Genomic DNA, 20,579 nt, shown 5'->3' on the forward strand with positions numbered 1-20,579 from the left:
CAATTGAAGGCATGCCGCCGCTATTCAGCCGCCTCGGCATAGTGTGCCGGCACGTAGTTGAGGATAGGGCCGAGCCAGCGCTCGACCTCCGCCAATGGCATCGCCTTGCGGCGCGCATAATCCTCGACCTGGTCGCGTTCAACCTTGGCGACGCCGAAATAGTAGCTTTCGGGATGCGACAAATAGATGCCTGACACGGACGAGCCCGGCCACATCGCATAGCTCTCGGTCAGGCTCACGCCCGCATTGCGCTCACCGTCGAGCAGCCGGAACAGCGTGGCCTTTTCGGTATGGTCGGGTTGCGCCGGATAGCCGGGGGCCGGGCGGATGCCGCGATAGGGTTCGCCGATCAGCTCGTCGGGCGCCAACGATTCCTCTTGCGCGTAGCCCCAGTACTCCTTGCGCACCTTCTCATGCATGCGCTCGGCGAAGGCCTCGGCGAAACGGTCGGCCAGCGCCTTGACCATGATCGACGAATAATCGTCGTTCGCCCGCTCGAAACGCTCGGCGATCGCCACCTCCTCGATGCCGGCGGTGACGATGAAGCCGCCGATGAAGTCGAGCTTACCGCTATCCGCTGGCGCGACGAAATCCGAGAGCGCGACATTGGCCTTGCCGTCGCGCTTGGTCAGTTGCTGACGCAGGGTGAAGAAGGTCGCCAGTTCCTGCGAGCGTGCCTCGTTCGTGAACAACTTGATGTCGTCGCCGACGGCATTGGCCGGCCAGAAACCGATGACGCCGCGCGGGACGAACCATTTTTCGGCGATGATCTTCTTCAGCATCGCCTGCGCATCCTCGAACAACTGGCGGGCGGCGGGTCCTTGCGCCTCGTCTTCGAGGATTTTTGGATAGCGGCCCTTCAGCTCCCAGGTCTGGAAGAACGGCGTCCAGTCGATGTAGCGCGCGAGCTCGGTCAGGTCCCAATTCTCGAAGACCTTCACGCCTGTAAAGGACGGCTTCGGCGGCTCATATTCAGACCAGTCGATCCGATGCGCATTGGCCCTCGCCTTGGCTACCGGCAGCCGCTGCTTGTCGGCTTCGGAGCGGGCATGCGCGTCGGCGACCTTCTTGTATTCGGCGCGCACCGTGTCGACGTACTTCGCCTTGCTGTCATTCGACAGCAAGGACGAGACCACGCCGACCGCCCGGCTGGCGTCGGTGACATAGACCGCTTGTCCCTTGGTGTAGCGCGGGTGGATCTTCACCGCCGTGTGCACGCGACTGGTCGTCGCGCCGCCGATCAGCAGCGGGATATCGAAGCCTTCGCGCTCCATCTCGGCGGCCATATGCGCCATCTCATCGAGCGACGGCGTGATCAGGCCTGACAGTCCGATGATGTCGACTTGTCTCTCGCGCGCCGTCTGCAGGATCTTTGCCGCCGGCACCATGACGCCGAGATCGATGATCTCGTAATTGTTGCAGGCGAGCACGACGCCGACGATGTTCTTGCCGATGTCGTGGACATCGCCCTTCACCGTCGCCATCAGGATTTTTCCCGCTGTCTGGCGCTCGCCATTGTCGATGCCATTGGCGGCATTGGCCAACTTCTCGGCTTCCATATGCGGCAGCAGTCCCGCCACCGCCTGCTTCATCACCCGCGCGGACTTCACCACTTGCGGCAGGAACATCTTTCCCGCGCCGAACAGGTCGCCGACGACGTTCATGCCGGCCATCAGCGGGCCTTCGATGACATGCAGCGGGCGCTCGGCGGCAAGCCGCGCTTCCTCGGTGTCGGCGTCGATGAACTCAGTGATACCGTTGACCAGCGCATGGCCGATCCGCTGTTCGACCGGCAGTTCGCGCCAGGCAAGATCGCGCTCCTTGGCTTCTTGGCCCGCCGCGCCCTTGAAGCGTTCGGCGATCTCCGGCATGCGTTCGGTGGCTGTGCCGCCGGCCTTGGGCACACGGTTGAGCACGACATCCTCGCAGGCCTCGCGCAGCGCCGGCTCGATCGTGTCGTAGACGGCGAGCTGGCCGGCGTTGACGATCCCCATATCCATGCCGCGCTGGATGGCGTGGTAGAGGAACACGGCATGCATGGCCTCGCGCACCGGCTCGTTGCCGCGGAACGAGAACGACAGGTTCGACACGCCGCCGGAAATGTGGACATGCGGCAGCGTCTCGGTGATCTCGCCCGCCGCCTCGATGAAGTCGACGCCGTAATTGTCGTGCTCCTCGATGCCGGTGGCAATGGCGAAGACATTGGGATCGAAGACGATATCCTCGGGCGGGAAGCCGGCCTGCTCAGTCAGGAGCTTGTAGGCGCGGGTGCAGATTTCGACCTTGCGCGCCTTTGTATCGGCCTGGCCGTCCTCGTCGAAGGCCATGACGACGACGGCTGCGCCATAGGCGCGCACCAGCCTGGCGTGATGCAGGAATGCCGCCTCGCCTTCCTTCATCGAGATGGAGTTGACCAGCGGCTTGCCCTGCACGCATTTCAGGCCGGCCTCGATGATCTCCCATTTCGAACTGTCGACCATCACCGGGACACGGGCGATGTCTGGTTCGGCGGCGATCAGGTTGAGATACTCGACCATCGCCTTCTTCGAATCGATCAGGCCTTCGTCCATGTTGATGTCGATGATCTGCGCGCCGTTGGCGACCTGGTCGCGCGCCACGTCGAGCGCGGCGACATAGTCACCCGCCGTGATCAGCTTCCTGAACTTGGCCGACCCGGTAACATTGGTGCGCTCGCCGACATTGACGAAGGGAATCTCATTCGTCAGCGTGAACGGTTCCAACCCGGACAGGCGCATCTTGCGCTCGATGTCGGGAATGGCGCGCGGCGGATACTTCCGGACAGCCTCTGCAATGGCGCGGATGTGATCCGGCGTCGAGCCGCAGCAGCCGCCGACGACATTGACCAGTCCCTCGCGGGCGAAATCCCCGATCTGCGCGGCCATGTATTCCGGGCTCTCGTCATAACGGCCGAATTCATTGGGCAGGCCGGCATTCGGGTAGGCGCAGGTGAAGGTGTTGGCGACGCCTGATATTTCGGCCAGATGGGCGCGCATGGCCTTGGCGCCGAGCGCACAGTTGAGGCCGATGGTGAACGGGCTGGCATGACGCACCGAATGCCAGAAGGCGGTCGGCGTCTGGCCCGACAGCGTGCGGCCGGACAGGTCTGTGATGATGCCCGAAATCATCACCGGCAGGCGCACGCCCTTCTCGATGAAGATCTCTTCCGCAGCAAAGATCGCTGCCTTGGCGTTCAGAGTGTCGAAGATGGTCTCGATCAGAATGATGTCTGCGCCACCGTCGATCAGGCCGCGCAGCTGCTCGCCATAGGCAAGGCGCAATTCGTCGAAGGTCACGGCGCGATAGCCGGGATTGTTGACATCAGGCGACATCGAAGCGGTGCGGTTGGTTGGGCCGAGCGCACCGGCGACGAAGCGGCGCCTGCCATCCTGCTGCTGTGCTCTCAACGCGGCGCGCCGCACCAGCCGCGCCCCGTCGCGATTCAGCGCGTAGACGGCATCCTCCATGCCGTAATCGGCCTGGGCGATCGACGTCGAGGAGAAGGTGTTGGTCTCCAGGATATCCGCGCCTGCGATGGCATATTGATAGTGGATTTCCTCGATCGCCTGCGGCTGCGTCAGGATCAAAAGATCATTGTTGCCTTGCTGGTGGCAGGCGCAGCCGGCGAAGGCTTCGCCGCGAAACTGGTCTTCATCGAAACCCAGGCCCTGGATCTGCGTGCCCATGGCACCGTCAAGGATGAGGATGCGTTCGCTAGCCGCCGCCGTGAGCGCCGCAAGCACCTCCGACCCATCGGGCTTTGCCGCGACAGAGCCGAACAATGCGTCCAGCGATGCAGAATTCTGCGACATTTTTTATCCCCCTGGCGACAAGCCTGTTCGTGTCACATAAGGATATCTTTATGTCAATATACGGCAGACGCTCATCATTGTCACGCGCTGTTGCAAGCGCTGGCTTCCCAGCGCGATCGTTCCGTCGGCGCAAGGCGGCTGGACGAGGAGAAGGCGGCACGAACGAGCGTGGTTTCACGGACCCCGCTTCGGGCCGGTCGTTGCGGAGCTGAAGTGGCGCCGCGCTGCACGCTGACGGATCTGGGAGCGATGGTCGAGGATCATAACCCAATTCAAAGCCTGCTCAAAGCTTACTGGTGATCTGGTGCCGAACACGGATGGTGACGAAGCCTGAACAAGCATTCGAACTTTTTCGCCGGTTGGTGCATCTTTCAGTCGATGAGCTACGAAACTCGTATCGTGCCGAATGATGCCGAACTGGCAGTTGCCGCTCGGGGCGGTGATTGTGGTTGCCTCGGCCTGTTGCTGGAACGTCATCGCGCGCGGCTCTATGCGACAGCGCTGAATATCCTCGGCTATGGATCTGACGCCGAAGATGCAGTGCATGAGACGTTCCTGATCGCGCTGAGGCGCATCGGTGAACTCAAGGATCCGCAAGCCGTCGGTGGCTGGCTTGGCGCTGTGCTGTACCGATGCTGCCTGCAACAATTGCGTCGAAGACGACGCGAGATCTTGACCGCCGACATTCCCGACCGCCCTGACGAACGCGCTGGCATCGAGGAGCGGCTGGAGAAAATCGCGCTTCGCGAATGGGTTTGGGATGCCCTCCGCAAGCTTCCCGAGCCGCTGCAGGCCACCGCAATCTTGCGCTATTTTGGAAGCTATCAGTCCTACCAGGAACTGGCCGCCATTCTGGATGTGCCGATTGGGACGGTTCGCAGTCGTTTGTCGGAAGCCAAACGCAAGCTGGCGGAGATGCTGCTCGAAACGGCAGGCCTTGGCGACGCAGGGGCTCGCTCACAGTCTTGCGAACGCCAGCGATTTTACTCCGAAATCTTCAATGGACTCAACCGGCACGGCGAACGCGACCGCTTCCTCGGGCACTTTGCGGAAGATCTTCACCTGGTCCGTGGAGCGAGCGAACCGGTGTTGGGGCGTTCATTCCTTGCCGAGGAAGTCGACTCCGACACGGAAGCCGGCGTCCGCCTCGAGCCGCAGCGCATTCTCAGCGGCAGCCATGTCACAGTCATCGAAGGACGATTCTTCAATCCGCCCGAAGACCCGTTCCACTGCCCGCCGGGTGTCGCCCTGGTGATCTTTCAACGAGACGGCAAGGCCCGACGCCTGCACCTTCATCTTTCGCCGCGCCCGCCCAGAATCGAGGATGATTGATCGAACTTTTTCTCTCGTCCGTGACTCCTTGGAGCACGGGGCCATCACAGAACGCCGCCTCGAATGGTTCCACAGAGGAGAGAGATCATGTCCGCCTTCGCAGTTTCCCATATTGCTTCCAACGCATACAACGGCAAGCTCGGACCCCGCCGGTCGCGCCGCTTCCTTCAAACGGCGTTCGCATCGACTGTCGTCTGCGCCACATTTTTGTCACCGGGCTTAGGCTGGGCCGGCCAGGCTGAGGTCGACGCCACCTATAAGGACGTCGAGCGGACGCTCGGCTCGGTGCCAAGCTTTGTCCATCAGGTTTCAAAAGCGGCGCTGCCGGGCGCCTGGGCCGAGGTGAAGGCTCTGCAATTCTCGAACGACACCGCCCTGCCGCCGAAAGTCAAGGCTTTGATCTCGCTCGCCGTCTCCGCTCAAGTTCCCTGCCAGTATTGCATCTGGGAAGACACCGAGAGCGCAAAACAGGCGGGCGCAACGGAGGACGAGATTGAAGAGGCCGTCGCTATCGCCGCTCTGTCACGCCACTGGAGCACCATCTTCAACGGCATGCAGGTCGATTTCGAAACCTTCAAGAAAGATCTCGGCGGCGATACCCAAGCGGCCGCGCCTGCTAAGTAGGGTGAGCCTTATCGGCGCATTATCGGATCAAGGCCGGACCGCGGCAACAGTCGTCGGCAACCGAGGAAGTGAGTGGAATTGTAACTTTATAGGGAGGTAAAGATGCCAATAGTCTTCGGAGAATCCGTCAGCACGGTCAAAGACATCGTGTCCGTGCTGAAGAAACACGGTGACGCGGTGCGCGGCACCTACCGTGCCCGCTACCACTTCGACCGGCAGTCGAGCGATCCTTACACAACGCCGCTGCTGGAGCGACCGGCGAGCCTCAAGGACAATTCGCCGGCCGCAGTCTTTCCCTGGGAGCAGATCTTTGCCGCGGCGGCTGTGTGTGCCGGCTCGGACTATCCGATGCTGGCAGCGCATGCGGGGGTCGATCTGCGTTCAGTCGATTTTGTCGCGGAAGGCGTGTTCGACCCGCGTGGCGAGTTCGACGGACTTGATGGGCTAACGGCGCCCAGGGACGCCCGGCATTGCTATGTATCCCTGCACCTGCGCGCGACCGTGTGTTCTTCGGCGCCGCGCGCCGACCTGGAGAAAATTCATGATCGCGCGATCTCCCACAACATGGTGCTTGGGGCCCTCAGAGGAATTCCCATGACCAGCGAATTGGTGATTCAGCAGGCGTGATCCCGTTACCTGTTGGGGCAGTTCGGCTGTCGCACTGTTCTCCATTCAGTGCATGTTCCCACGACGACACTGCCCACTGCCGGGAGGTGGCAGGCATTTTAGCGCAGGCTAACGGAACGAGTTGCCGCTTCTGAAGTTTTGGGAAGCATGGCAAGACTGTGGGAATGTTAAGATGTTAGCCTCCGACCTAACGAAAGTTATCGAGCAGGATCATCTGGCTCTGGATGCCTTCGTAAAGGGCGATCCTGAGCCCTTGAAAGGCCTCTACTCGCGAAAGGACGACGTCATAATTGCCAATCCCTTTGGCCCGCCGGCGAAGGGATGGAGAAAGGCCGCTGAGACCATGGAACGGGCCGCCACCAATTACCGGCACGGCAAGGCCATCGGCTTTGAGCGCATCTCGGAATATGCGACGGCCGACTTGGGATACATCATCGAGGTCGAACGGTTCCAATCCAAGGTCGGCGGGGGCGACAAACTGGTGCCGATTGCGCTTCGAGTCACCACCATATTCCGCCGGGAGGAAGGCGCGTGGAGGATCGTCCTTCGTCATGCCGACCCGATAACCTCGGTACGCTCACCGACGTCCATTGTCGGGGAGTAGAAGGACCAGTGCTTGCTGGCCGCCGGCAAAAGAAAGTCGGGCCTAATCTACACGCCCGACACCAGCCCGAACGCCTATCCCTCAAATCGGAGGGCGCGCGTTGCCAAAGATAATAGACGCCGACCTTCGGATGTCGCCGAGGTCCAGGCATTCTCAAGCTTATGTGTACCACCCCTGTGTACCAGACAGGCGGCAAAAAGACCAATAAAGTCAGATAGTTGTTTCCAAACATGGGCTTGGAATGGTGCTGCGAGAGAGGATTGAACTCTCGACCTCTCCCTTACCAAGGGAGTGCTCTACCACTGAGCTACCGCAGCCGCTGATGGCGGGGCTTCTGCCATATCGAACCGGCAAGCGCAAGGCCAAGTGCAACGCTTCTGTGAAAGCCTTTGCCGGATAGCTTTATTGACATGGCGGCGCCACAATGTTGGCTATCCCTGATTGGCAGGCTGGCTGGTCGCCGGCCCGGACGGGACCATGAACGACAAGACAATCCCAGCAAAAAAGGGCGGCATCAACCGCAAGGACCGGCTGGCCGAGCAATTGCGTGCCAATTTGCAGAAGCGCAAGGCGCAGTCGCGCTCGCGGCGCGCCGGCGATGCGGATCAGCGGCCGGACGGGCTCGGCGCTGCGAAGGAAATACAAAAAGATTAACTCAAATCTGCCAGTCTTGGCCCGGGGCGGGGCGAAATCCTATTTCTTGAACCAGCCAATTCCTTGAACCAGATTGGCCAATGGTCTAGACGGGCCGCTACTCAAACGATTGAACCGGCTTTTTTGAGCCGAGAGGGACGTTCTTCCATGGATCGCATCAGAATTGTCGGGGGCAACAAGCTCTCCGGAAGCATTCCGATCTCGGGCGCGAAAAACGCGGCGCTGCCTCTGATGATCGCCTCGCTTTTGACCGATGACACGCTGACGCTGGAAAACGTGCCGCATCTGGCCGATGTCGAGCAGTTGATCCGCATCCTGGGCAATCACGGCGTCGACTATTCGGTCAATGGCCGCCGCGAGAAGCAGAATGAAGGCTATTCGCGCACCATCACTTTCTCCGCCCGCAACATCGTCGACACGACGGCGCCCTACGAGCTGGTATCGAAGATGCGGGCGTCGTTCTGGGTGATCGGGCCGCTGCTGGCCCGCATGGGCGAGGCCAAGGTGTCGCTGCCCGGCGGTTGCGCCATCGGCACGCGCCCGGTCGATCTGTTCCTCGAAGGCTTGCAGGCGCTGGGAGCCGACATCGATGTCGACACCGGCTATGTCATCGCCAAAACCCGGAATGGCCGTCTTGTCGGCAACCGCTACGTGTTCCCGAAAGTCTCTGTCGGCGCCACCCATGTGCTGATGATGGCCGCGGCGCTCGCCAAGGGCGAGACGGTGCTGGAAAATGCCGCCTGCGAACCCGAAATCGTCAACCTCGCCGAGTGCCTCAATGCCATGGGCGCGAAGATTTCCGGCGCCGGCACGCCTGTTATCACCATCGATGGCGTCGAATCGCTGTCGGGTGCCCGCGTGCGCGTCATTCCCGACCGCATCGAGACCGGCACCTACGCAATGGCGGTGGCAATGACTGGCGGCGACGTCGTGCTCGAGGGCGCACGCCCCGAACTGCTGCAGACAGCGCTCGACGTGATCTCCCAGACGGGTGCGGAGATCACGCAAACCAATTCCGGCATTCGTGTGAAGCGCAACGGCGCCGGCATTTCCCCAGTCGACGTAACGACGGCGCCCTTCCCGGCCTTCCCGACCGATTTGCAGGCGCAGTTCATGGGCCTGATGACGATGGCAAAGGGCAAGTCGCGCATCACCGAGACGATCTTCGAAAACCGTTTCATGCATGTGCAGGAACTGGCCCGGCTCGGCGCCCACATCACGCTTTCGGGCCAGACGGCAATCGTCGACGGCGTGCCGAAATTGAAGGGTGCGCCGGTCATGGCGACCGATCTTCGCGCCTCGGTCTCGCTGGTCATCGCCGGCCTGGCAGCCGAAGGCGAGACGACGGTCAACCGCGTCTATCATCTCGACCGCGGCTTCGAGCGGCTGGAAGAAAAGCTGTCCAACTGCGGCGCGGTGATCGAGCGGATTTCCGCATAGGCCAATCGCAAGGCCGTGCGGTGCGGTTGCGCGGACGGGAAAGACCGCCTAACAGAAGGTTCGGTTATCAACCTTCAGGTGCGAAATCCGCATGACTGCCCTTAAGCTTATCGCGCTCGACGACCAGGATCTGAGCATCGTTTCGGCCCATGTCCAGGATGCCGTGATGAAGGTCAGCGACCTCGAATTCCTGCCCGCGGCCAAGCGTTTCCTGATGACCATGAACCGTTTCGTGTGGGAGGCCAAATCCGGCCTGTTTCGCCAGCACAATGAGCGGCGGCAGGCGGTGCTGCATTTCGACCGGGTGCTCGGTGCCAAGACCAACGGCATCGCCCGCGACAAGCCGACTGAGGTCCTGTCCCTATTGGCGATCAGCTTCATCGAGATCAGCAAGCCGGCCGGTATCGTCGAGCTGATCTTTGCGGGCGGCGGCACGATCATGCTCGATGTCGAGTGCATCGAGGCCCGTCTTGCCGACATCGGCGGCGCGTGGGAAGCCAGCTCGCGCCCGATCCATAAGGCCTGAACATCCGATGGCCATCACGCTTCGTCAGTCCGACGCCGATTTCGAGCAGCGTTTCGCCGCCTTCCTCCTGACCAAGCGGGAAGTGTCAGCCGATGTCGACGCCGCGGTGCGCGACATCATCGCGCGCGTCCGCGCCGAGGGGGACGCGGCGTTGATCGAGTATTCCCAGAAATTCGATCGCGCCGATCTTGCTGGATTAGGCATCGCCGTCTCGAAGGACGACATCGCCCAGGCTTACAAGGCCGCTGACCCAAAAACGATCGAGGCGCTGGAATTCGCGCGCGACCGCATCCGCTCGCATCACGAACGGCAGCGGCCGAAGGACGATCGCTATAGCGATGCCGCCGGCGTCGAACTCGGTTGGCGCTGGACGGCGATCGAGGCGGTCGGGCTCTATGTGCCGGGCGGCACGGCGAGCTATCCGAGCTCGGTGCTGATGAACGCCGTACCTGCCAGGGTAGCCGGCGTCGAGCGCATCGTCATGGTCGTGCCGGCGCCCGGCGGCGTCATCAACCCGCTGGTGCTGGTGGCCGCCGATATATCAGGCGTGTCGGAAATCTACCGCGTCGGCGGCGCCCAGGCGATCGCAGCCCTTGCCTATGGAACCGAAACGATCCGGCCGGTCGCGAAGATCGTCGGGCCGGGCAACGCCTATGTCGCCGCAGCCAAGCGCCAGGTGTTCGGCACCGTCGGCATCGACATGATCGCCGGGCCGTCGGAAGTGCTCGTCGTGGCTGACGGCAGCAACGACCCGGACTGGATCGCCGCCGATTTGCTAGCCCAGGCCGAGCACGATGCGTCGGCGCAGTCGATCCTGGTCACCGACGACCCGGGCTTCGGCATCGCCGTCGAACAGGCGGTCGAACGCCAGTTGCAGAACCTGCCGCGCGCCGAAACGGCGGCGGCAAGCTGGCGCGATTTCGGCGCCGTGATCGAGGTCGCCACCATCGACGCCGCGCTACCGCTGGTCGACCGTATCGCCGCCGAACACGTCGAATTGGCAATCGACGATGCCGAGGGTTTTCTGGCCCGGATGCGCAATGCGGGTGCCGTCTTTCTCGGCCGCCATACGCCGGAAGCTATCGGCGACTATGTCGGCGGATCCAACCATGTGCTGCCAACGGCACGCTCGGCACGTTTCTCGTCCGGCCTGTCCGTGCTCGATTTCGTCAAGCGCACCTCGATCCTCAAGCTTGGGCCGGAGCAGTTGCGGATCTTGGCGCCGGCGGCGATTGCGCTGGCCAAGGCGGAAGGCCTTGAAGCACATGGCCGCTCCGTCGCCATACGGTTGAATATGTAGGCCGGCATGTCGGACTCCGATCAAACCCGCGGCAGGCTGATCGATGTCGAACTCGAGGAATCGATCGGCCGTTCGACACCCGATGTCGAGCATGAACGCGCGGTGGCGATCTTCGATCTGATCGAGGAAAACAGTTTTCGACCCGTCAATGACAGCGGCGCCGGCCCCTATCGGCTGAAACTGTCGCTGGCCGAGCAGCGCCTGGTCTTTGCCGTGGCGCGAGAGGATGGCGCCGCCGTCGTCACCCACATCCTGTCGCTGACGCCGCTCAGGCGCATCGTCAAGGACTATTACATGATCTGCGAAAGCTATTACGATGCCATCCGCTCCTCGACGCCGAGCCACATCGAGGCGATCGACATGGGCCGCCGCGGCCTGCACAATGAGGGTTCGCGGACGCTGATGGACCGGCTCTCCGGCAAGATCGACATCGACTTCGATACGGCGCGCCGGCTGTTCACGCTGGTCTGCGTGCTGCACTGGCGGGGCTAGCCCTGGCACCCGGCGGCCTTCCCCGTTCGATCCTGTTCCTGTGCGGGATGAATGCCGTGCGCTCGCCGATGGCGGAGCAACTGGCGAGGCGGATGCTACCTGACACCATCTTCGTCGCCTCGGCCGGCGTTCGCGCGGGCGAGCGCGATCCGTTCGTCGATGCGGTGCTGGCCGAGGAGGGTCTCACGCTGGGCGAGCGTCACCCAAGGACGATGGACGATCTCGAGGACGACTATTTCGACCTCATCGTCACGCTGGCGCCGGAAGCGCACCACGCGGCGCTTGAACTCACCCGCTCGCTCGCCGTCGAAGTCGAATACTGGCCGATGCCGGATCCCACCGATGCCGGCGGCACGCGCGAGCAGATCATGGCGGCCTACAGGGACGTGCGCGAGCGGCTGAAGTTGCGCATAGGTCGACGTTTTTTGCTTCCAGAAGCAAAAAACGCGACGGATTAAGCGTGTTCACAAGCGAACGATTATCATATAGGTTCCGCCGAAATTCCGGCTAGAGTCGGATGATTTCAGGTCTGTTCGAGCTGAAATCTGAATCCGCCTCTAAACCAAGAAGTAGAGCATGATGTCGTCCGAAAACCGCTTCACACTTTTCGGCATCATGCTCTAAGCGCCGGAACTGCCATCCAAGCAAAGGTATCGAATGCCGAAGGAAGAAGTCCTCGAGTTTCCGGGTGTCGTGACGGAATTGTTGCCCAACGCGATGTTCCGGGTAAAGCTCGAAAACGAACACGAAATCATCGCCCATACGGCCGGCCGCATGCGCAAGAACCGCATCCGCGTGCTGACCGGCGACAAGGTTCTGGTCGAAATGACACCATACGACCTGACCAAAGGCCGCATCACCTATCGTTTCAAGTAAGCAAAGCCCGACTGGTCCGCGATGAGCATTTTGCAGAAGCTGGTGCTTGCCTCGGGTTCGCCGCGCCGAATCGAGCTCTTGCAGCAAGCCGGTATCGAACCGGACCGCGTGCTGCCTGCCGATGTCGACGAAACGCCGCTGCGTGCCGAGCATCCGCGCTCGCTGGCCAAGCGGCTGTCGAAGGAAAAGGCCGAGAAGGCATTCGCTTCGCTGACAATCGAAGCCGACTATGCGCCGGGCTTCGTGCTGGCCGCGGACACGGTGGTGGCCGTCGGGCGGCGCATCCTGCCCAAGGCCGAGACGCTCGACGACGCCGCCAACTGCCTCGGGCTGTTGTCCGGCCGTTCGCACCGGGTCTATTCCGGCATCTGCCTGATCACGCCGGGCGGCAAACTCCGCCAACGGCTGGTCGAGACACGGGTGCGCTTCAAGCGACTGCCGCGCGAAGAGATCGACGCCTATGTCGCCTCGGGCGAATGGCGCGGCAAGGCCGGCGGCTACGCCGTCCAGGGTCTCGCCGGCGCCTTCGTCGTCAAGCTGGTCGGCTCCTACACCAACATCGTCGGGCTGCCGCTCTATGAGACGGTGGCGCTGCTATCCGGCGAAGGCTTCAAGATCCATCGAAGCTGGTCATCGCCGCGGCCATGAGCATCGACGACAAGGTGACGCCGCTACGGCCCAAACGCCCCTGCCCCGAATGCGGCAAGCCGTCGGCGCGCGAGACTTATCCATTCTGCTCGACGCGCTGCAAGGACATCGACCTCAATCGCTGGCTGAAGGGCGCCTATGTCATCTCGGCCCGCGACGACGAGGACGAGACCGACCCCGACGCTCCGAAATAGGTCGTCAGGCGGCTTCGGTCTTGCGCCTCACGCGGGCCCAGGCCGGCAGCCAGTCGCCGTGAGCGGCGAGAAGGTCGTCGACCAGTGACCAGATCTGGTCGAGATCAAGCTCGGCGGCGGTATGCGGGTCCATCATCGCAGCATGGTAGATGTGCTCGCGGTTCTCCGTCATCAGCGCCCGCACCGTCAGTTCCTGCACATTGATGTTGGTGCGGATCAGCGCGGTCAATTGCGGCGGCAGCTCGCCGATATAGGTCGGCTGGATGCCGGAGGCGTCGACCAGGCACGGCACTTCGGCGGCGCAGTCGAAAGGCAGCGAGGTGATGCAGCCATTGTTGCGGACATTGCCGTAGATCACCGACGGTTCGCCGGTCCAGACCGAATTCATGATCGAGGAGGCATACTCTTTCGACTGCTCGACTTCGATGCGGTCGGCCGAACGATAGGCTTCCGCCTGCCCCTTCCAGCGCTCGATCTGCTCGATGCAGCGCTTGGGATACTCATCCAGCGGGATGCCGTACTTCTCGATCAGGTCCGGGCGTCCGTCCTTGATGAAATAGGGCGTGTATTCGGCGAAATGCTCCGAGCTTTCGGTGACGAAATAGCCGAGCCTCGTCAGCATCTCGTAGCGCACCTTGTTGGGGCAGCGCGGGTTCCAGCCAGGCTTGGGCGCGCGGCCTTCGCGATAGGCACGCACGAGATCTGGATAGAGATTGCGGTAGGAACCGTCCGGCTGGCGATGCTCGAAGCTGAGATAAAAGGCCATGTGGTTGATGCCGGCCGAGCGATAGCGGATTTCCTCATAGGGAAGGTCGAGATCGTGCGCCAGCTCCATTGCCGTGCCCTGCACCGAATGGCAGAGGCCGACCTGCCTGATCTCAGGATATTTCTCTGATATCGCCCAGGTGTTGATCGCCATCGGGTTGACATATTGCAGCATGATCGCCCGCGGGCAGACGGCGAGCATGTCCTCGCAGACCTTCCACAGATGCGGCACGGTCCGGAGCCCCCGCATAATGCCGCCGACGCCGAGCGTGTCGGCGATCGTCTGGCGCAGGCCGTATTTCTTCGGCACTTCGAAATCGGTGACCGTGCAGGGCTCGTAGCCGCCGATCTGGAACGCGACGACGACAAAATCGGCACCGGCCAGCGCCTTGCGCTGGTCCGAATGGGTCTCGGTCTTCGCCTTGACGCCAAGCGTCGCGATCAGCTTGTTGACGACGATGGCGCTCTCTTCCAGCCGTTGCGGATTGACGTCCATCAACGCGATCGTCGCGCCGGCAAGCGACGGGCGTTGCAGCACGTCGCCGACAATGTTCTTCATGAACACCGTCGAGCCGGCGCCGATGAACGTGATCTTGGGATTTCTTGCCATGCTAATCTCCGGCATATGTTCAGGCCACTTCGAAAGCGGCCCTGACGAGCCGTTCGGTGTAGGCGGTCTTGGGATTGGAAAGGACATCGTCGACGGGGCCCTGCTCGACGATCTTGCCGTTCTGCATGACGATGACGCGGTGGCACAGTGCGCGCACCACCTTAAGGTCATGCGAGATGAAAAGGTAGCTCAGGCCGCGCTCGTCCTGCAGTTTGCGCAAGAGGTCGATGATCTGCGCCTGGACGGAGAGGTCCAGCGCCGATGTCGGCTCGTCGAGCAGGATGAATTCGGGTTCGAGCGCTATGGCGCGGGCGATCGCGATGCGTTGCCGCTGGCCGCCGGAGAATTCGTGCGGAAACCGCGACAGTATATCGCCTGGCATGCCGGCGCTGACCAGCGCGTCGCGCACTCGCTCTACCCGCTCGCGCCGCGTCGCTCCTATGCTGTTGACGATCAGCCCTTCCTCGATGATCTGCCCGATCGTCATGCGCGGGTTGAGAGAAGAGAACGGATCCTGGAAGACAATCTGCATGCGTGATCGCAAGGGCCGCATCTCGGCTCGCGACAGGCCGTGGATCGGCTTGCCGTCGAAGCGAATCTCGCCGCGCTTGGTGTCTATCAACCGGAGCAGGGCCTGGCCGAAGGTGGTCTTGCCGGAACCTGACTCGCCGACCAGCCCCAGCGTCTCATGGCGGCACAGGCTGAGGCTGAGACCGTCGACGGCGACCAGTTCGCGCCAGTCGGGTTTCAGGAAGGTGCCATGGCGCAGCATGAAGGAGACGCGCACGCCGCTGGCCTCGAGGATGGTGCCGCAGCCGGCGGGGAGCGGCTTCGGCTGCCCGCGCGGCTCGGAAGCCAGCAGCCGCCTCGTATAGGGATGCTGCGGATCGGCAAACAGCCGTTCGGTGACGTTGTGCTCGCACATTTCGCCATGCTGCATGACATAGACGTAATCGGAGAACTGGCGCACGACGGTCAGGTCGTGGGTAATCAGGATTACCGCCATGCGCAGCTCTTTCTGCAGGCTGCGGATCAGGTTCAGGATCTGCGCCTGGACGGTGACATCGAGCGCCGTGGTCGGCTCATCGGCGATCAAGACGTCGGGATTGTTGGCAAGCGCCATGGCGATCATCACCCGCTGGCGCTGCCCGCCCGACAGCTGGTGCGGGTATTGCCTGAGCCGCGCAGCGGGATCGGGAATCTGCACGTGCTGCAGAAGTTCCAGCGCCCGCGCCCAGGCCTGCTTGCGGCTGACCTTGCGATGCACCCTGATCGCCTCGACGATCTGGCTGCCGACCGTATAAATCGGGTTGAGTGAGCTCATCGGCTCCTGGAAGATCATCGAAATGCGGTTGCCGCGCAGCTTGCGCCGCGCGCTCTCGGGGAACTTCAGGATGTTTTGTCCGTCATAGCAGACGCTCGATCCGGGCGACACCGTGGCGCGCCGCGACAGCAATCCCATGACGGTGCGCGCCGTCACCGACTTGCCGGAACCGGATTCGCCGACGATGGCGATCGTCTCGCCGCGATAGAGCTGGAACGAGATGTCCTTGACCGCGTCGACGACGCCATGCTCGACCTTGAAGGCCACGGCGACATTGCGGGCGTCGATAACGGGCTGATCCTGGCGTCCGTCATGGTCATGGCGGACGGTCGGTGCGAAGGATACGGCGAGCGCGACTGACATCTGTGCCACCTCAGTAGGGATCGACGGCGTCGCGCAGGCCGTCGCCAAGCGCGTTGAAGGCAAAGACTGTGACGAGCACGAAGCCGACCGGCGATAAGATCCAGGGATAGGTGCCTATGACCGAATAGGTCGCAGTGTCCTGCAGCATCAGGCCCCACGAGATCAGCGGCGGCTTGACGGCAAAGCCTAGGAAACCGAGGAAGGATTCAAGCAGCACAACCGTCGGGATCGCCAACGTGACGGCCACGATCACATGGCTCATCACATTGGGGAAGATGTGCTGCATGATGATGCGCCTGTCGGTGGCGCCGACCGCCATGGCGGCGCGCACATACTCGATCCGCGCCAGCGCCAAAGTCTTGCCGCGCACCTCGCGCGACATCTGCGCCCAACCCAATGCCGACATGACGATGATGACGAAAGCAAGAAAGACGTTGGTGGGAGCAGTAACCGGGATCAATGTCGTCAGCGCCAGGTAAAGCGGCAGTTGCGGGAAGGCGAGCACCAGTTCGACGAAGCGCTGCATCCAGACATCGAACCTGCCGCCGAAATAGCCGGAGACCATACCGACGGTGGTGCCGATGACGGTGATGATGAAGACGACCGTCAGCGCGATCATCAGCGAGACGCGCGAGCCATGGATGGCGCGCGACAGCACGTCGCGGCCGAATTTGTCCGTGCCGAGGAAATGTACCGGCTGGCCATCCAGCGAGCCGAACAAATGCCGGTCCGCCGGTATGAGCCCGAACAGCTTGTAGGGTGCGCCGTGCGCAAAGAAGCCAAGCAGCCTCGGATGGTCATAGTCAGGGCCAACGACAGGCTGGAAGGTGACCGGATCGAGATCCGCCGAATCGGCGAGCGCATAGACCCTCGGCCGAGCGGTGAAACCGCCGTCCTTGTCATGGAAAACAGGCACCTGCGGCGGAGCGAAGCCGACGTCCGTGACCTTCGGGTCCATCGGCGCGATGAACTCGGCGAACACGGCCATCACCAACAGGAGCACGACAAGCCAAAGCCCGGCCATGCCGGTCCAGGAGCGCTTCAACCGGCGCCAGACAAGCGCGATATAGCTCTCATTGCCGCGCTGCGGCTTCTCGATTGTGCCTTCGGCGGGCAACGGTGGTGGGAGATTGTCGAAAGCCAGCATCTCAGCTTTCCCCGAACTGGCGCACGCGCGGATCGAGCAGCACGAGCAGCATGTCGGCGATGATGTTGCCGACAATCAGCGTTGCCGACAAAACCATCATGAACGTGGCGGTGACATAGACGTCGCCGACAGCCATGGAGCCGACGATCGCCGGGCCGACGGTTGGCAGCGCAAAGATGATTGCGGTCTCGATCTCGCCGGTGAGCATATAAGGCAGCACCACGCCCTGGTACATGACGAGGGGGTGCAGCGCATTGGGCACGGCGTGACGCATGACGACGGCAGTGCCGGTCAGCCCCTTGGCCCTGGCAGTCTCGACATATTGCGCGTTCAGCGTGTCGAGCAGATTGCCGCGCATGACGCGCATATTGTAGGCGAGGCCGCCGAAGGTGGCGATCGCCACGACAGGCCAGACATGCTTGACCAGGTCGACGAATTTGGCCCACGACCACGTAGCGCCGCCATATTGCGGCGAGAAGAAGCTGCCGATCTCCGATACGTTGAACTGGAAGACCAGGAGATAGACGATGATCAGCGCCATCAGGAAGCGCGGCACCGTCATGCCTAGGAAGGAGATGGCCGAAAGCGTGCTGTCTATCCAGGTATATTGCCGGGTCGCCGCCCAAATGCCGAAGCCGATGCCCAGCACCGAGGCGAGCAGATGGCAGACCAAAGCCAGAAGGAGCGTGCGCGGCAGCCGCTCGCCGACCACATCGGCTACCGGCTTGTTGTAATAGAGGCTGTAGCCGAAGTCGCCGCGGGTGATGATGCCACCGATCCAGTTAAGATACTGGACGGGCAGCGGCTTATCGAGGCCATGCTCGATGCGATAGGCCTTTGCCTGCGCGTCAGCCTCGGCGAAGGAAGCTCCACCCTGGTTGATCGCCTGCGAGCGGATGTAGTCGGCATAATCGCCCGGCGGCGCCTGGATGATGGCAAAGGTGACCAGGCTCAAAATGGCGAGGACCGGTATTGCCGACGCTATGCGCGTGAGCAGGAATCGCAACATGGACGGTCCGTTTCCTTGTCTCGCCGATCGCGCCCTTTGGATGCGTCCGGAGGTTGACTTTGTCGGGCCGCGCCGGCGGCGCGGCCCGAATTCTCTCAGTCAGGGGAGGTAAACCTAATCCATCGGGCCTTTTTCTCCGGGCTTGCCGGGCAGCTCCTCAGGGAACAACTCGTATTTCGCCTGCTTGTCGGCGGCGACAAAGACCCGTTCGCGAATGATCGAATCCTCGGCCCAGTTGAACATGAAGATCGGCGTGCCCTGCGGAATGTTCGAGAAACGCTTGTTGACGATCAGCGCGCCAGGATATTCCGTCAGACCGACATTGTAGACGTGTTCCGTCGAGATCTTCTGAAACTGTTTCATCAGGCTGGCGCGTTGGTCATTGTCCTGCGTCGAGACGAACTTGTTGACGATGTCGACGAGGTCCTTTTCGAAAGGCATCAAATCGACCTCGCCGTTTTCCGGCGCTCGATGGTCCCAGCTGGTGCGCGGACCGACCGGGGCGAGCTGCGCGGTGTTCTGCACCACCGAGGTCAGTTCCTGGTCGTTGCGCCGGACCAGCCAGTCGAAGCGGCCGGAATATTGCGAAGCGTCACGCTGAGTGCCGTTGAGCCCGTTGAGCACGACCCGAATTCCAAGCTTTTCCATCTGGGCGACGACGCCTTCGGCAAGGCTCTTGTCGGTGGTGTAGTCGTTGTTGACCAACATCACGACCTCGACGTTCTTGCCGCCGGCGGTGCCGGAAGGGAAGTTCACGAAACCGTCGCCGTCGGTGTCCTTGAGGCCTGCCTTGGCCAGTTCGGCCTTGGCGCCATCGAGATCGAAGGGATAGTAGACCGTCGAATTGCGGTCATAGAAGCTGGTGCCCGACGACAGTCCGCCGGGATAGATGGCGGTGAACGGCCCCTTGACCAGCGAGTCGCCGAGCGCCTTGCGGTCGAGCGCCATGGTGATGGCCTTGCGGAAGTCCTCGTTGCGGTTCAGCTCGCGCACGGCCTGCCCGCGCGCGTCCGGGTTGCCCCAGCCATTGGCGGAAAAGTTCATGCGCAAATTGTAGCCGATGAGCCGCGGGCCGAAGGCCAGGCGTGCGGGCGCATTGGCCTCTGCCGCGCGCTTCAGCGAGGCGACGAAGTTTTCCGGCTGTTCCAGATTGGAAAAGTCAGCCGAGCCGGCGACCGCCTGGACGTCGCGGTCGGCCCAGGTCGACAGCTTGTACTGCAGCTCGTTGAGGTAAGGCAGCTGGTTGCCCTTCTCGTCGACTTTCCAATAATAGGGGTTGCGACGCAGGACGATGATATCGTCAGGCCGGTATTCGACCGGCACCCAGGCGCCCATTACCGGCAGGTTCATATATTCCGGCGGGAAGGCGTTCTTGAACTGATCGTAGGTGTTCTTCGAATATTTCGGATGCTGCGGCTTCAGGATGTGCGAAGGACCCGGGCAGAAGGTGCCGTATGCCATCGCGTAGAGATATTGTTTCGGAAACGCCTCCTTGAAGGTCCACTCGACGGTGTAGTCGTCGATCTTCTTCAGCGTCGTGCCGACACCGAAAGTTTCCGGCGTCGCTCCGTTCAGCGGCGAGACGTTCGGGTCGACGACCTCGTCGTCCCAGTAGAACATGACATCGTCGGCATTGAAGGCAATGCCATCCGACCATTTGGCGCCTTCGACCAGGTGCATGGTCAGCTTGTGGCCGTCCTTCGACCAGTCCCAGCTCCTGGCCAGGTTCGGCAACGGCTCGGTGTCCTTCGCCTCGACCTGGAACAGCGGTGCGGTGCGCGTCAGGCATTCGGAAAGACCGATATCGATGCCGCCCCAGCCTTGGGTCTGGCCGGCGCCGTAGTTCCAGCCCTCCGGCCGCCCGCCGATGACATGGCGCATCGTATCGCCGTAGACGCCGATGCCGTCCTGCATGTTGCCCGTCTTGAAGACCAGCGGTTCTTTCGGCAGCCGGTCCTTGAGCGGCGGCAGCTTGCCGGTCTTGACGTATTTATCGGTGACCCAGTCCGGCTCGTGATATTCGGGGAGCGCCTTGAACTCCAGAATGGAGTCACGCGCCACATAGTGGATCTTGCCCTCGGCGGGGAACGGTGTCGGCGCCGGCGGAACCGTCGGTTCGCTAGCGTATACACTGAGTGCCGAGACCGAGACGCTCAGCGCCAGTCCGGCAGCAAGACCGATATCGCGTAAATTCCTCACTGTCTCTCTCCCTCT

19 protein-coding genes and 1 tRNA gene are annotated in these 20,579 nt (G+C 62.2%); 13 read left to right on the top strand and 7 right to left on the bottom strand.

Annotation, left to right across the window (positions count from 1 at the left end):
• Window positions 1-20: 20 nt before the first annotated feature.
• On the bottom strand, window positions 21-3,830 hold the full coding sequence (gene metH, locus X744_RS160760; protein WP_023758387.1) for a methionine synthase: 3,810 nt from the start codon (window positions 3,828-3,830) through the stop codon (window positions 21-23).
• Between the two features lie 378 nt (window positions 3,831-4,208).
• On the opposite strand from metH, the gene X744_RS160755 reads away from it, so the two are divergent.
• The 4 genes from X744_RS160755 to X744_RS160745 all read left to right on the top strand — a co-directional run bounded on the left by X744_RS160755 (window position 4,209) and on the right by X744_RS160745 (window position 7,017).
• Window positions 4,209-5,162 (top strand): sigma-70 family RNA polymerase sigma factor, encoded by a 954-nt coding sequence (locus tag X744_RS160755; RefSeq protein WP_023758388.1) that lies wholly within the window; start codon window positions 4,209-4,211, stop codon window positions 5,160-5,162.
• Window positions 5,163-5,249: 87 nt separating this feature from the next.
• On the top strand, window positions 5,250-5,786 hold the full coding sequence (locus X744_RS01000000169435) for a carboxymuconolactone decarboxylase family protein (protein WP_023758389.1): 537 nt from the start codon (window positions 5,250-5,252) through the stop codon (window positions 5,784-5,786).
• Window positions 5,787-5,939: 153 nt separating this feature from the next.
• The gene (locus X744_RS160750; RefSeq protein ID WP_210164164.1) at window positions 5,940-6,413 is read left to right on the top strand and encodes an OsmC family protein; all 474 of its coding nucleotides are present in this window, start codon (window positions 5,940-5,942) and stop codon (window positions 6,411-6,413) included.
• A 172-nt stretch (window positions 6,414-6,585) separates the two neighbouring features.
• Complete coding sequence (locus X744_RS160745; protein WP_023758391.1) at window positions 6,586-7,017, top strand: nuclear transport factor 2 family protein; 432 nt, start codon at window positions 6,586-6,588, stop codon at window positions 7,015-7,017.
• 242 nt (window positions 7,018-7,259) lie between these two features.
• Here X744_RS160745 and X744_RS160740 read toward each other — a convergent pair.
• A tRNA-Thr gene (locus X744_RS160740) sits at window positions 7,260-7,334 on the bottom strand.
• Between the two features lie 160 nt (window positions 7,335-7,494).
• On the opposite strand from X744_RS160740, the gene X744_RS21510 reads away from it, so the two are divergent.
• From X744_RS21510 to yacG, 9 genes are all read left to right on the top strand, one after another.
• Window positions 7,495-7,671 carry a hypothetical protein gene (locus X744_RS21510; protein WP_023758392.1) on the top strand — a complete coding sequence of 59 codons (177 nt, stop codon included), beginning with the start codon at window positions 7,495-7,497 and terminating at the stop codon, window positions 7,669-7,671.
• A 147-nt stretch (window positions 7,672-7,818) separates the two neighbouring features.
• A complete protein-coding gene (gene murA / locus X744_RS160735) occupies window positions 7,819-9,111 on the top strand; it encodes a UDP-N-acetylglucosamine 1-carboxyvinyltransferase (protein WP_023758393.1) in 1,293 nt (430 codons plus the stop codon).
• Window positions 9,112-9,202: 91 nt separating this feature from the next.
• Window positions 9,203-9,637 carry a DUF2948 family protein gene (locus X744_RS160730; protein WP_023758394.1) on the top strand — a complete coding sequence of 145 codons (435 nt, stop codon included), beginning with the start codon at window positions 9,203-9,205 and terminating at the stop codon, window positions 9,635-9,637.
• Between the two features lie 7 nt (window positions 9,638-9,644).
• A complete protein-coding gene (hisD, locus tag X744_RS160725) occupies window positions 9,645-10,937 on the top strand; it encodes a histidinol dehydrogenase (protein WP_023758395.1) in 1,293 nt (430 codons plus the stop codon).
• A 6-nt stretch (window positions 10,938-10,943) separates the two neighbouring features.
• Window positions 10,944-11,429, top strand: coding sequence for a UPF0262 family protein (locus tag X744_RS160720; RefSeq protein WP_023758396.1), 486 nt, complete (start codon window positions 10,944-10,946; stop codon window positions 11,427-11,429).
• Entirely contained in the window at window positions 11,417-11,887 is a 471-nt protein-coding gene (locus X744_RS160715) for a low molecular weight phosphatase family protein (protein ID WP_084025279.1), read from the top strand. The genes X744_RS160720 and X744_RS160715 overlap by 13 nt, the downstream gene beginning before the upstream one ends.
• 199 nt (window positions 11,888-12,086) lie before the next feature.
• Window positions 12,087-12,305 carry a translation initiation factor IF-1 gene (gene infA / locus X744_RS160710; RefSeq protein ID WP_006200926.1) on the top strand — a complete coding sequence of 73 codons (219 nt, stop codon included), beginning with the start codon at window positions 12,087-12,089 and terminating at the stop codon, window positions 12,303-12,305.
• Window positions 12,306-12,326: 21 nt separating this feature from the next.
• Window positions 12,327-12,953: a Maf-like protein gene (locus tag X744_RS160705; protein WP_023758398.1), complete on the top strand. Its 627-nt coding sequence runs from the start codon at window positions 12,327-12,329 to the stop codon at window positions 12,951-12,953.
• Window positions 12,950-13,147 carry a DNA gyrase inhibitor YacG gene (gene yacG, locus X744_RS160700; protein WP_023758399.1) on the top strand — a complete coding sequence of 66 codons (198 nt, stop codon included), beginning with the start codon at window positions 12,950-12,952 and terminating at the stop codon, window positions 13,145-13,147. Before X744_RS160705 ends, yacG begins: the two co-directional genes overlap by 4 nt.
• Window positions 13,148-13,151: 4 nt before the next feature.
• Here yacG and X744_RS160695 read toward each other — a convergent pair whose 3' ends face one another.
• From X744_RS160695 to X744_RS160675, 5 genes are all read right to left on the bottom strand, one after another.
• Window positions 13,152-14,522 carry an alpha-glucosidase/alpha-galactosidase gene (locus X744_RS160695; RefSeq protein ID WP_023758400.1) on the bottom strand — a complete coding sequence of 457 codons (1,371 nt, stop codon included), beginning with the start codon at window positions 14,520-14,522 and terminating at the stop codon, window positions 13,152-13,154.
• Between the two features lie 19 nt (window positions 14,523-14,541).
• Complete coding sequence (locus X744_RS160690; protein ID WP_023758401.1) at window positions 14,542-16,209, bottom strand: ABC transporter ATP-binding protein; 1,668 nt, start codon at window positions 16,207-16,209, stop codon at window positions 14,542-14,544.
• 10 nt (window positions 16,210-16,219) lie between these two features.
• Window positions 16,220-17,356: an ABC transporter permease gene (locus X744_RS160685; protein WP_023758402.1), complete on the bottom strand. Its 1,137-nt coding sequence runs from the start codon at window positions 17,354-17,356 to the stop codon at window positions 16,220-16,222.
• A gap of 1 nt (window position 17,357) precedes the next feature.
• Window positions 17,358-18,365, bottom strand: a complete 1,008-nt coding sequence (locus X744_RS160680) for an ABC transporter permease (protein WP_023758403.1) — start codon at window positions 18,363-18,365, stop codon at window positions 17,358-17,360.
• Between the two features lie 114 nt (window positions 18,366-18,479).
• Window positions 18,480-20,564 (bottom strand): ABC transporter substrate-binding protein, encoded by a 2,085-nt coding sequence (locus X744_RS160675; RefSeq protein ID WP_023758404.1) that lies wholly within the window; start codon window positions 20,562-20,564, stop codon window positions 18,480-18,482.
• Between the last annotated feature and the right edge of the window lie 15 nt (window positions 20,565-20,579).

Origin of the sequence: Mesorhizobium sp. LNHC252B00, assembly GCF_000502955.1 — a bacterium.
Taxonomy (GTDB): Bacteria; Pseudomonadota; Alphaproteobacteria; order Rhizobiales; family Rhizobiaceae; genus Mesorhizobium.